Annotated in this window: 9 protein-coding genes; 2 read left to right on the forward strand and 7 right to left on the reverse strand. The window is 65.6% G+C overall.

The features are described 5' to 3' along the window. Positions 1-261 precede the first annotated feature (261 nt). Positions 262-771, forward strand: a complete 510-nt coding sequence (gene ssb, locus H162_RS0123235) for a single-stranded DNA-binding protein (protein WP_020655886.1) — start codon at positions 262-264, stop codon at positions 769-771. A gap of 176 nt (positions 772-947) precedes the next feature. Here ssb and H162_RS0123240 read toward each other — a convergent pair whose 3' ends face one another. The 6 genes from H162_RS0123240 to H162_RS0123265 all read right to left on the reverse strand — a co-directional run bounded on the left by H162_RS0123240 (position 948) and on the right by H162_RS0123265 (position 10,637). Further along, positions 948-1,715: a ThuA domain-containing protein gene (locus H162_RS0123240; protein WP_020655887.1), complete on the reverse strand. Its 768-nt coding sequence runs from the start codon at positions 1,713-1,715 to the stop codon at positions 948-950. A 10-nt stretch (positions 1,716-1,725) separates the two neighbouring features. Next, a complete protein-coding gene (locus H162_RS0123245; protein ID WP_020655888.1) occupies positions 1,726-2,637 on the reverse strand; it encodes an alpha/beta hydrolase in 912 nt (303 codons plus the stop codon). A gap of 13 nt (positions 2,638-2,650) precedes the next feature. Next, entirely contained in the window at positions 2,651-5,668 is a 3,018-nt protein-coding gene (locus H162_RS0123250) for a glycosyl hydrolase family 28-related protein (protein WP_020655889.1), read from the reverse strand. Positions 5,669-5,678: 10 nt separating this feature from the next. Beyond that, positions 5,679-7,004 (reverse strand): gluconate:H+ symporter, encoded by a 1,326-nt coding sequence (locus H162_RS0123255; RefSeq protein ID WP_040788017.1) that lies wholly within the window; start codon positions 7,002-7,004, stop codon positions 5,679-5,681. Between the two features lie 12 nt (positions 7,005-7,016). Then, positions 7,017-10,022 (reverse strand): TonB-dependent receptor plug domain-containing protein, encoded by a 3,006-nt coding sequence (locus tag H162_RS0123260; RefSeq protein ID WP_040788018.1) that lies wholly within the window; start codon positions 10,020-10,022, stop codon positions 7,017-7,019. Positions 10,023-10,115: 93 nt separating this feature from the next. Then, positions 10,116-10,637 (reverse strand): gluconokinase, encoded by a 522-nt coding sequence (locus tag H162_RS0123265; RefSeq protein WP_229452213.1) that lies wholly within the window; start codon positions 10,635-10,637, stop codon positions 10,116-10,118. 372 nt (positions 10,638-11,009) lie between these two features. Here H162_RS0123265 and H162_RS0123270 point away from each other — a divergent pair, with 372 nt between their 5' ends. Next, positions 11,010-11,573 carry a putative glycolipid-binding domain-containing protein gene (locus tag H162_RS0123270; RefSeq protein WP_026354984.1) on the forward strand — a complete coding sequence of 188 codons (564 nt, stop codon included), beginning with the start codon at positions 11,010-11,012 and terminating at the stop codon, positions 11,571-11,573. Positions 11,574-11,600: 27 nt separating this feature from the next. Here H162_RS0123270 and H162_RS0123275 read toward each other — a convergent pair. Continuing rightward, the coding region (locus H162_RS0123275) for a calcium-binding protein (protein ID WP_020655894.1) at positions 11,601-12,643 on the reverse strand (1,043 nt) is incomplete at its 5' end.

Consider the following 12,643-nt stretch of genomic DNA (forward strand, 5'->3'; position numbering starts at 1 on the left):
ATGTACTGAAGTTCACTGAACCGTGGATGAACCGCTCAATTGTAGGCGGTGTCGAAGAACCGTGGCGCGAGGGGTACGGGAGGGGGCGGGAATGGCCGGGAAGCCTCTTGACCCGGAGGGGTGGGATGGTTTGAGCGGGCTTACAAAATCCTCTTTTTAAGGAGCCCAACAGGCCCCATAATAGCAAGTTGATTCACCCCGTTCCCTGACGCTTAGTCTTGTGCAGAGTCAGGGCTCCACATACTTTGAAGGAGTAACAACATGGCATCAGTTAACAAGGTCATCATCGTCGGCAACCTCGGCCGTGACCCGGAAATCCGCTACATGCCGAGCGGCGACGCGATCGCGAACATCGCGGTGGCAACCTCGTACAAGTCGAAGGACCGCAACACCGGCGAGCAGAAAGAGCTGACCGAGTGGCACCGTATTTCCTTCTTCGGCCGCCTGGCCGAGATCGTGGGCCAGTACCTGAAGAAAGGTTCGTCGGTCTACGTCGAAGGCCGCCTGCAGACCCGCAAGTACACCGACAAGGACGGTATCGAGCGCTACGCCACCGACATCATCGCCGAGAACATGCAGATGCTGGGCGGTCGCCAGGGCATGGGCGGCAACGACCAGGGTTACGGCGGCGGCATGGACGACGACTACTCGTCGGCGCCGCAGCAGCAGCAGCGTCCGGCGCCGCGCCAGGCTCCGCCGGCGCCGGCAGCCCGTCCGCAGCCGAAACCGGCGCCGAACTTCTCGGATATGGATGACGACATTCCGTTCTAGGACAGAGCTTTAACTAGTTCTTCAATAAAAAGCCTGCACGCCATTTTGGCGGCAGGCTTTTTGTTTTTTGAGCCAACTCAGGCTCGCCGGTAAGTAGAGCAGCTCTGTGATCTCAAAATTGCATTTGAGAATTCAATGCCCATACTTTCAGTTGTCGCGCACGTCCCTACCTCTGCTTAGCGCAGCTGGCCTTTACCCGTCGCCGCCCAGTAAATCCCTCCCAGCAGATGGGTCAGGTACTGCGGATCGCGGTACATCTCGCCGTTATGCCCCAGCGTGGTCACGAACACGCGCCCCTGCTCGACCTGGTGATACCACGCGATCGGATGGTCCTTGCCCATCGGCTCGGACACCTGTCCCGGCCAGATCTTGCGCGGATCGTAGCTCGACTCGTCCACGCCCAGCACCGTGTTGATCTTCACCTTGTAGGGATTGGTGGTCACGTAGAACTCGTCGCTCCAGATCCAGCGATCCGGAATGCCGTAGGTGGCCGGAAAACCCTTGTCGACCACGGTCACCACGCCGGTCTGCACCATCGGATGCACGCCCACGGTCCGTCCTACCAGCTTCTCGTACCAGACCCAGTTGTTCGGCGGCGTGATCGCCGCACGGTGCACCACGATCGCATTGCCGCCCGCGCGCATATAGTCTTCGAACTTCTTGCGCTGCGCCGGATTCAGCTCCTCGCCCGGCGTATTCATGAACACCACCGCCGCATACTGCCGCAGGTCGCCGTCGAAGGTGTCGGTCTTGTTGGACCAGGTGAAGTCGAACGAATGCAGCTTGCCCAGCCTTTCCAGGCTCTCGCGTGCGATCGGGATGTATTCGTAGTGGTACTTGTTCGGAATGGCCAGCACCAACAGCTTGAACTGGCTGTCGGCCCAGCTGGTCGATGATGCGGACGCGGCAAGCAGGGCGGCCAACGCCAGGGTAGTACGTTTCATCAGAATCTCCTTATGGTGCAGGCACGCCTTCCGGCGCGCGATTGCCGCGCGGGACCAGCCAGCCGCCATCGGCCAGCCAGTCGCCCAGGCGGTCCGGCCAGTGCTGCAGCGAGACACGCTCGCCGCGCTGGCCCACATTGAATGCGTGGTCGGTATCGGCATACAGGTGCAGCTCGGCCGACACGCCGGCTGCGACCAGCTGCTGGTACAGCGCGACGGTCGGCGGCATGCAGCAGGTGTCGCGCGAGCCGGCCACGAGGAAGGCCGGCGGCGCGTTCTTCACGTCCTGCGCCGGCACGCCCAGCGGGCCGGGATAGACCAGTACCTGGAAGTCCGGCCTGGCGCTGAGGCGGTCGACCGCATCGCGCCTGCCGGAAGACGCAGGTTCCGGATTGTCCGCCACCAGCGACACCAGCTCGCCGCCGGCCGAGAAGCCCATCACGCCGATGCGCTGCGGGTCGACGCCATAGTCCGCCGCATGCGCGCGCACCCAGCGCACGGCGCGCCGCAGGTCGCTGGCGGCGTCGTGCTCGATCGAATAGGCCGAGCCCTGGTCGCGCGCCAGCCGGTACTTCAGCACGAAGGCGGTGACGCCGACCCGGTTCAGGTTCTTCGCCGCCAGCACGCCTTCGTTCTGGAACACGAGCATGCGGTGCCCGCCACCCGGGACCACGATCACCGCCGCGCCGTTGGCATGGCGCGGGTCGGCTTTCATGACGGTCAGGGACGGATCGTGCACATTGCTCACGTAGCTGTTCTCGATCTTTTCCGGCTCGCCGTGACGCTTCTCCGAGCCCGGCGCGCCGCCGGGCCAGAGTTGCACGCTCGGCGGCGCCGGCGGCTGCTGGGCGAGGGCGGCCGCACCAGCCAGGGCCAGCACCGCGCAGCACGCCGCATGCAGGATTCCGGATACAGGCTTCATGGCGCGCCTCCGTTCACTCGACCTGGGTCGAGTACAGCGAGTGGTGGGTCAGGATGAACAGGGTGCGCTTGTCCTGTCCGCCGAAGAGCAGCTGCAGCGGACGTTCCGGCACGTCGATGCGGCCTTTCTGCTTGCCGTCCTGGCCATAGATGAAGACCTGGCCGTTCGCCACGTACACGTCGCCGTTCGGACCCAGCGCCGCGCTCTCGCCGCCGCGGTCGGCCAGCAGCTTCAGGTCGGTGAGGCCGCCGCCCTGGTTGACGACGCCGCTGAAGGTGCGGTTCTCCGAACCGTTGGTGAACACCACGCGCTGGCCGACCGGGGCGCTCACGAAGCCGTGCGTCTGCAGCGAATCGGCCCAGCGCCAGCCCAGGTGGTCCGGCCCGCCCTGGCGCAGCACGCGGTAGGCCGGCAGCACCAGGCTGCCGTCCGGCGACACGTATTCGTTCGCCTTCGGCAGGGCGACGTCGCGCGCGAACATCTCGGCCAGGGTGGTGAACTCATAGGTGTCGAAGTTGAGCTGGTCCTTGAATTCGCCGTTCTGCCAGAAGTTGACCGGCACCGCCACGCGCGCGCCGTTGCGCGGCGCCACCGGGGTCGGCTTGATCATCGTGAATTCGGTATCGGGCGCGCCCGGCTTGAACGCGTACACGGTCGCCTGCGGGCCGTACGAGGACTTCACCATCACGTTGCCGCTGTTGTCGACCGCCAGGTTGACCGGGTCGAGCGGCGCGTCGCGCACCACCACCAGGCCTTCGTCCTTCGCCCAGCTGAAGATGCGCTTCCAGTAGCGGTCCACGAAGTACAGCTTGCCCCTGGCATCGACGGCCGCGCCGGCGATCGAGTAGAAGCCGCCTTCCAGCTTGTCGACCTTGCCCAGGGCGGGCGGCGCGCTGCGCTGCTTGCCGGTGTAGTCGAACACGGCGAACTCGCGTTCGCGGATGTCGAGCTTGTTGGTGAGGTCGCGGATCGAATTCTCGTAGGCGTACTTGCTGGCCCGCAGGTAGGTGGCGCAGCCGTTCTCGTCGCAGGTGGCGAAGCCGCTCTCGCCGTTCACGTGCACGTTGCGGAAGCGGATGTCGCTCGAATTGGTGATCAGGACCGCGGCCGGCATCGGCTTGGTCGAACGCGTCACGCGGTAGGCGTGGTAGTTCGCGAACAGCAGGTTCTTCGAGTTGCGGATCTCGAGCGAGACCGCGTCGGCGCCGTCGCGGATTTCCTCCTCGGTCTGCGGCGCCAGGAATTCCCAGTTCTCGACATTGTCCAGCACGATCTCGGCGCGGATGTGGTGCTCGGCCGAGAGTTCGTATACCTTGCCCGGGGTCCTGGTATTGGTCACGTAGAAGCCCGCCTGCGCGTAGCCGCTCGGCGACCAGATGCCGGAGAAGGTGCCGCCGCCGCCGTCGGTCACCCACACGCTCGGGTACTGGCGGTCCCAGTGCGCGGTGGTGTCGAATTTCGCGTCCTTCTTGTAGGGATCGGCGCGGCTGCCGTCGTACAGGCGGGTGCCGTGGCCGCCCTGGATGCGCACGTCGTCCACCAGCGAATGCTCGCCCGCGCGCCACAGCAGCGCCACCGCGCGGTTGTTCACTTCGCCGGTCGCCAGGCCGATGCCCGACACGATGCCCTCGCCGCCGCGCGCGCTTTCCAGCAGCGCCTTCGGACCGTCGACGCCCTGGAACTTCGGCGAGCCGTTCGGGATCAGGAGCTGGGTCAGGCCCGGATGCAGGGCCACGATCACCGTGTCCGGCTTCATGCGGATGGTGTCGTTGACCACATAGAAGCCGAGCGGCAGGTAGACCACGCGGCTGCTGTCGATGGCCTTCTGGATGGCCGCCGTGTCGTCGGTCTGGCCGTCGCCCCTGGCGCCAAACGCATGCACGTTGGCCCATTCCCTGGTCGGCGGCAGCGGGCGCAGGGCGCGCGCGGCCGTGGTCGTGGCGGGCAGGGCCGCGGTCTTGTAGTTGGTGGCGAACTGGCCCGGTTCGCCCATCTGCTCGATCTTCAGGCCGTAATTGAATTCCTTGACCTGGTAGCTGCGGCCCTTGCCCGCCAGGGTCTTGCCGCTGTCGCGGAAGCGCACGAAGGTCGGCACGTTGCGCGCGATCGCCTTCTCGAAGCCGACCTGGGTATAGACGTTGTCCTCGTTGCTGATGATGAGCGCCGCCTTGCTGACGTTCTCGAAGCGGACATCCTTGCCCCACAGCCAGTCGCCATAGCCGCGGTTGATCTCGACGCCGACCGGCGTGTTGCGGATCTCGGTATTGATCATCGTGAGGCTGGCTTCGTGCTCGCGGATCGCGGCGTCGCGCTGGCCTTCGAAAGTGGAATCCATCAGCGTGAACTGCCAGGCGGGCGAGGTCTTCTCGCTCAGGATGCCGTAGCGGCCGCCGTAGAAGCGCAGGTTGTAGGCCACGTTGCCGACCTGGTAGACGCCCGCCAGCCCGGAGCCGAGATGGAAGTCGATGTGGCTCAGGTTCGAGTGCTGGGCCGTGTGCATGCGCACCGCGGCGGCGGCCGGGTTGCCGTCCTTGATCTCGAAGTCGACGTTCGACAGGGCCGAATAGAAGGTCGAGGAGTTCGCGTTGCGCACGTCCTCGCTGAACGGCACCGCGCTCGGCACCGGCATCGGCACCTTGCCCACGCTGTACTGGTCGCCGCCGGTGAAGACCACCATGTTGGCCACACCCTTCTGGAAGCCGGGCGTGTTCGGCGCCAGCACGAACACCGGGCGGGTCGCGCCCACGCCGTACACGCGCACCGCGAGCGGGATCAGGATCGAACGGGTGATGCGGTAGCGGCCGGAGGGCAGGAACACCACGCCGCCCTGGCCCTTGTTGGCGGCCTGGTTGATGGCGTCCTGGATGGCCGCGCTGTCGTCGGCCTTGCCGTCGCCCTTGGCGCGCACCACGACCGCCTTCGGGTCCTCGGGCATGGTCTGGTAGGCGGAGACCGAGGCGGCGTTGGCCGTGGAAGCGGCCAGCGCGACGGCCAGCGCCAGCGCGTGGCGGACAGGAAGAGTCATTTTCATTGTTGGTTCCTCAACTGAAAGACAGCGGTAAAAGCAGCGACAAAAGCATCACGAACAACAGACCGAACACCCCGACCAGGGTCTCCATCAAGGTCCAGGAACGGAATGTGTCCTTCAAAGACAAACCGAAATATTCCTTGAACATCCAGAAACCGGAATCGTTCACGTGGCTGCACATCAGGCTCCCCGCGCCGATCGCCAGCACCATCAGGTTCGGATCGACGCCCGAGCTCTGCACCAGCGGCGCGACGATACCGCCGGCCGTCACGCCGGCCACCGTGGCCGACCCGAGGCAGATGCGGATCAGGGTCGCCACCGACCAGCCCAGCACCAGCGGCGGCACCGGCAGGCTGCCGAGCAGGGCGCCCAGTTCCGCGCTGACGCCCGACTCCACCAGCACCTGCTTGAGCGCGCCGGCGCCGGCGATGATCAGGAGGATGGGCGCGATCTCGCGCATGGCTTCCGCCGGTCCCTGCATCACGCTCGAGAACTTCTTGCCGCGCGCCAGGCCGAGGGTGAAGATCGCCACCACATAGGAGATCAGCATCACCACGAGCGGGTTGGACAGGACGGCCAGCACGCCGTTGAGGTCCGGGCGCGCCATGGTGAGCACCGTGGTCGCGCCCAGCAGGACCACCGGCAGCAGCGCGGTGGCGAAGCTGTTGAAGGCGCCGGGCAGTTCCGCGTCCGGCACCTGGCTTCCGTTGCGGAAGATGGCCGAGGGTTCGCCGCGGATGCGGCGCAGCGACATGGCGAACACGGGACCGGCCAGGATCAGGGTCGGGATCGCGACCACGATCCCGTACAGCAGCGTGGTTCCCATGTCGGCGTGGATGGACGCCACCAGCGCGACCGGCGAGGGATGCGGCGGCAGGAAGCCGTGCGCGATCGACAGGCCGGCCAGCAGCGGGATCGCCAGCGCCACCGCCGGCCGGCCCGATCCGGCGACCAGCGAGAAGATCAGCGGCACCAGCAGCACGAAGCCGACGTTGTAGTACAGCGGTATGCCGACCACGAAGCCGGTGATGGTCAGCGCCACCGGGATGCGCGCCGGTCCGAGCGAGTCGATCAGGCAGGTGGCGATGCGGCGCGCGGCGCCGCTGTCGGCGATCAGCTTGCCGAACACGGCGCCCAGGCAAATGATCACCACCAGGGAGCCGAGCAGGTCGCCGATGCCCTTCTCGATCGCGCCCGGGATCCTCGCGACCGGGACGCCCAGCAGCAGGGCGGCGACCAGCGCCGCCACCACGAAGGCCAGGAGCGGCTGTACCTTGCCCCAGGCGATCATGATGGTCAGCAGGCCGACTGCCAGCAGTACGGAAAGCACATTCCACACGGCTGGCTCCCGTCAGAAGCCGTAACGCAGGCCGACCCGGTAGGTGCGTCCGACCACGTCGTACAGGGCCGGGTTGATGCCGTAGCTGGCGTTGGTCTGCGGCGCCGCTTCCGGATCGCGGTCGGTGACGTTGTCGACCTTGAAGTAGAACTGCATCTGCTTCGAGAAGTTGTAGCTGCCGCCGATGTCGAGGTAGGCCGCGCCCTTCATCTTGTTGTTCAGGATGGTCGGGTGGATCAGGGTCGATACCGGGCAGTTGGTCTGGCACTCGATGAAGTCGTTGCGGTAGGTGCCGTCGCTGATCCAGCGCTCGGTCAGCGACAGGCTCCACTTGTCGTAGTCCCAGGTCTGCTGCGCCAGCACTTTCCACTTCGGCGTATTGCCCATGTTCGAGCCTGCGGAATCGACCGGGATGGTGCCGACCACGCCCGAGTCGGTGATGAAGTGCAGGTTGCGGGTGCCCAGTGCGCGGAAGGTGAAGCGGCCCGGCAGGTTCAGTTTGCCCAGGTCGGTGCGGTAGGCGGTCTCGATGTCGAAGCCCTTGGTGTGCAGCGACGCGAGGTTGAAGTTCTGGACCGTCACGTAGTTGTTGCCCGGGCTGTTCAGCACCATGGCCGAGCAGATTTCCTGGTTGCCGGCCACGCACAGGTCGACTTCCTGCTGGATCGTCAGCGCCGAGATCACGCCCTTGACCTTGATGTCGAAATAGTCCGCCGAGATGCTGAAGCCCGGCGCCCAGCTTGGCTGGCTCAGCACGATGCCGAAGGAGTTGTTGCGCGCGATCTCGGGACGCAGGGCGGTGTTGCCGACGGTGCGTTCCTGGACGCTGATGGTGTTGCCCTGGTACTGGACCACGTTGTTGACCACCACCGGCGCGGCGAACAGCTCGCTCAGGTTGGGCGCGCGCACGTCCTTCGAGGTCACGCCGCGCAGGCGCAGGCCGTCGACCGGGGTCTGCCAGGTGGCGCCCAGCTTCCAGCTGCCCACGCTGCCGGCGGTGCTGTACTTGGTCTCGCGGTCGGCCAGGTTCAGATTGGCCTCGCCCCAGGTGTCCGACTTCAGCACCGGGATGTTCAGCTCGACGTAGGCTTCGCGCACGTTATACGAGCCCTCGCCGTTGTGGTAGTTACCCGCGTACCAGTTGTTGCCCACGGTGGTGTTCAGGAGCGGATCGGCCGGGTAGTAGGCGTTGTTCTGGGAAGTGGGCGTGACGCCGTTGCCGTAGGCGTCGCCGCGCACGCGGTACTTCTCGCGGCGGTACTCGGCGCCGGTCGCCAGCGAGACCGGGCCGGCCCAGCCTTCGAAGATCTCGCCGTTGATGTTGAAGCTGCCCACGTCCTGGCTTTGCGTGGTGCGCTGGCGCGGACCCTGTTCCGGGGCGATGTAGGCCCAGGCCCTCGGATCGACCGGGTTGTTGCCGATGATGTTCAAGGGGACGCAGCCGCTGGCGGCCGCCACCGGGTTGCGGCAGACGATACGGCCGTCCGGCGTGCGCACGGCGTCGATCGCGGCGTTGTAGCGCGCGTTGAGCGTGATGTCGTGGACGTCGATGTTGGTCTTGTTCTCGCCATGCGTCACGTAGGCGTCGTACGCCCATTCCTTGCCGAAGGCCTTGAACCGGCCGTCCGCGCCGAGCACGAAGCGGCGCTGGGTGCGGGTCGGATGCACGTTGATGTTCGCCGGGAAGATCGCGTTGGCGGTGCCGTACTGGAAGCTGGTGATGTTGTTGGCCGCGCAGGCCGCCACGATCGACGCCGGCAGGAAGGGGTTGCTGCACTGGATGGTCAGGTTGGCGTTCTTGGCCGCGCCCGGATTCGGCGAGAAGTGCGATCCCACCTGGCCGAAGTTGGCGGTGAAGTAGATTTCGTTGTCCGGGTCGATGTCGAAGGACATGCGGGTGTAGGCCACCTGGCGCTTGAAGTTCATTGCCAGGTTGGTGCCCGCGCCCACGCTGCCGCTCAGGTCACCGCCGATGCAGAACGGGTTGATGCAGTTGGTGACCGCGCCGGTGCCGGTCGGCTTGCCGCCCGAGCCGTACTGGAACTGGTAGGGCACGCCGCCGTCGCCGAAGGCGATGCCCTGCAGCGGACCGTTGGTGATCAGGCCGTACTTGGAATACTGGTACTGCTGCGCGTGTTCGATGACCTGGTACTGCGGCTTGCCGTCGGTGGTCTGGCCCAGCGGGCGCACCGAGTAGGCCGGGTTCTTGTACCAGGTGCGGCCGTTCGGGCCGACTTCGCCGAAGCCCGGCGAATCGATGCCGTTCTCCTTGGTGAATTCGCCGCTCATGGTCACATGGAAGCGGTCGTCCAGGAAGGCGCGGCCCCAGGCCGCCTGCACGGTGGCGCCCTTGTCGTCGTCGTACTTGGTCTGGCCGCCCTGGACGTGGGCCTTGAAGCCCTTGAACTTCTTGTCCGTGACGAAGTTGACCACGCCGCCCACCGCATCCGAGCCGTACGAGGCCGAGGCGCCGCCGGTCACCACGTCGACGCGCTTGACCAGCAGTTGCGGGAACTGGCTGACGTCGGTCACGCCGGTGACGTTGGCACCGACCACGCGCTGGCCGTCCAGCAGGGTCAGGGTCCGGATCGTGCCGAGGCCGCGCAGGCTCAGGGAGCTCAGGCCCTGGATGCCGCTGCTGGTGCTGTTGGTGCTGGTGGTGCGGCCGGTGCTGCCCTGCAGGGCCGGCAGTTCGGCCAGGGTGTTGAACAGGTTGGGCTTGGCGGCCTTCTCGAGGTCGGCGCTGCTCAGGCTGGTGGTCGGTGTCGGCTGCGAGAAGCCGCGCGCCACGATGCGCGAGCCCGACACCCGCACCACCGACGCTTCGCCCACCGCGGCGGGCGCTGGCGCGGCATCGGCCGCCGCTGCCACGGGCGCTTCGACGCCCTGGGTGTCGGCCGGCGCGGCGGCGCTCGTGGCGTCAAGCTGGGCCTGCTGCGCATGGGCGGCGGCGCCGATCAGGACGCAGGCGCTGGCGACGGCCAGGTTGATCAAAGTCCTCTGAACTGGGGTACGCATTGTTGTCTCCTTGGTTGTTAGGGGCGGCGCGCCGGCCTCGCTGGTGGGCGGCTACGCCATGACGCGTGAGTCGTGTTGCCTTGGGCCCGGCGGCTAGGCCTTGCCGGTGATGCTTGCGATCAGCGTGGCTGGCGCCAGTGCGATATCCAGGTCGAGGCCGGCCTCGTCGGCCCCCAGCGGTTCCAGGATGCGCAGCTGGCTGTCCAGCAGGGAGGGCGGCATGTAATGGCCGACACGCTGCTGCATGCGCTGGGCGATCAGTTCGCGCGGTCCGGCCAGGTGCACGAACTGCAGCGTGGGATCGGCTTCGCGCAGCAGGTCGCGGTAGCGCCGCTTGAGTGCCGAGCACGACAGGACCAGGCCGCGCTCCTCCGCACGGGCCTGGCGGATCTCGCTGGCGAGCGCCTGCAGCCAGCCGGCGCGGTCCTCGTCGTCCAGCGGTATGCCGGCCGACATCTTGGCCACGTTGCTTTCAGGATGGAATGCGTCCCCCTCGAGGAAGGGAACGGAGAAGGTGTGTGCCAGCGCGGTGCCGATCGTGCTCTTTCCGCATCCGCTGACGCCCATGATCACCCAGCGTCGCCGGGCATGGGGTACATCGCTTGCTGCTGCCATATGTCTCCTTGTAGATCACCGTTAGCGCTATCATTCTTTTTTCCAAGTCTTGGGCAAGCTAGAAAATTTGTAAAGCCGTGATTTATATTGCAATGCAACATTGGCAAGAGCCTGGCCGGGTTCGTTTTCCCGGGATGCATAGATGCCCGGGAGGCTTTCACTGGGCAAGGATGAGCAAATTGATAGCGCTAACGGTAGCGCTAACATTTGTGCGCTGCGACAACGCTTGTGCGGGCTGTGGTGTTTACAACACGCGGCTGCCGGATGAGCTCTTCAAGATTGCATGGCGCGGGCCGCACGCTTCCATACGGCGGTGCCGTGCACCGCAAACGCGGGCATACTGTGCTCCGGCGTTCCATGACGGAGGGCGGCATGCAACGAAGCTATCGCTGGGCAACGCAGCAGGGCGGAGGATGCGAGCACCTCGCGCTTTCCTACACGGATGAGCTGGTCATTGCCGAGGGTGTGGTGATCGGTCCCGCATCCGGCAACCTGTTCCCGGGCGAGCTGTTCGGTGTCGCTTATGTCGTGCGCTGCGATGCGCACTGGCGGGTGCGCGAGGTCGAGGTGCAGGTCGCGGGCGGCGCCAGCCTGCTGCTGGGCGCCGATGGCGAAGGACGCTGGAGCGGCGCCGACGGCGAATCCATCCCCGCGCTGGACGGCTGCATCGATGTCGACCTGTCCTGCACGCCCTTCACCAATACCTTGCCGCTACGCCGGCTGGGCGACCGGCTGCGGCAGCGGCAGGACATCCAGGTCGCCTTCATCGAGCTCCCGTCCCTTGCGCTCCGGCCGGCGCACCAGGCCTACACCTGCCTGGCGCCCGGCCGCTACCGCTTCGACAGCCCGGCCGACGCGTTTACCGCGGAGATCGAGACCGACGCCGAAGGGCTGGTGCTGCGCTATCCCGGGCTGTTCACCCGCATCCCGACCTAGTCGGCGCCAGCCCGTCAAGACCAATTTCTACAACAGCACGTCTCCCGCCGCCAAAGTACTGACGCCTACAAGCCGGATAGCGAACTCCGCGGTGCTATCCGTGTCAGTATTTCCATACAGGATACCGCCGGCGAATTTCAATTGCCCTGCCTGGGTAAAGGCCTCAGTGCTACCGATAAAACCAGTGAAGGCATTGTTCGTCGTAGTCAAGGTGTTGGCATCGATCGTGGAGAGATCGATCTTGTCCGTCCCGCTGACGAAGTCGGTAATCACATCCGCGGTGCCGGTGGTCAGCCCCATCTCCGACAAGGCATTGAAGTCGAAAATGTCACTGCCGCCCCCTCCGGTCAAGGTATCGATACCGGCGCCGCCAGTGATGATGTTATTGGCGCTATTGCCCTGGATGGTATTGGAAAGGGCATTGCCGGTGCCGTTGAGCGCGGCAGTTCCGGTGAGGACCAGCTTCTCCACATTCGCGCCCAAGATATACGTCACACTGCTTTGGACCGTGTCAGTGCCTCCATTGGCATATTCGTTCACCGTATCGCCAATGTTGTCGATGACGTAGGTGTCGTTGCCGTTGCCGCCTTCCAGATAGTCCCCCTGGGTGCCGCCCTTGAGGATATCGTTGCCGTCTTCGCCGTACAGCCGGTCCGTACCGCTTCCGCCATCGAGGGTGTCGTTTCCTTCCCTGCCGTACAAGGTATCGTCACCGCTTGAACCGCCCAGGCTGTCTGCCGAGGCGTAGCCATAACGAATGTCGTCCTCCGCGGTCGCGGCCAGCACCTTCGTTTTCACCGTTGCCACATCCCAGATGACGCCATCGGCAAACTTGATCTGCTCGACCTGGTAGCCACTGGCCGCGTCGCCACTGAAGTAGCTGTTGATCCGCAGTTCATCGGACGTCCCGGTGATGCTCAGCACCAGGTTGGAACCGTCGCGCGTCGCGCTCAGGTTCGCCGCCGTCACGCCGGTGCCGAGCTGGACCAGGTCGAGCTTGCCGGCGGCGCCGTCGTAGGAAGCGATGGTGTCCTTGCCCGAGCCCAGGCCGAACAGGTAGATGTCGTTAC

It is taken from the genome of Massilia niastensis DSM 21313 (genome assembly GCF_000382345.1).
Taxonomy (GTDB): domain Bacteria; phylum Pseudomonadota; class Gammaproteobacteria; order Burkholderiales; family Burkholderiaceae_D; genus Telluria; species Telluria niastensis.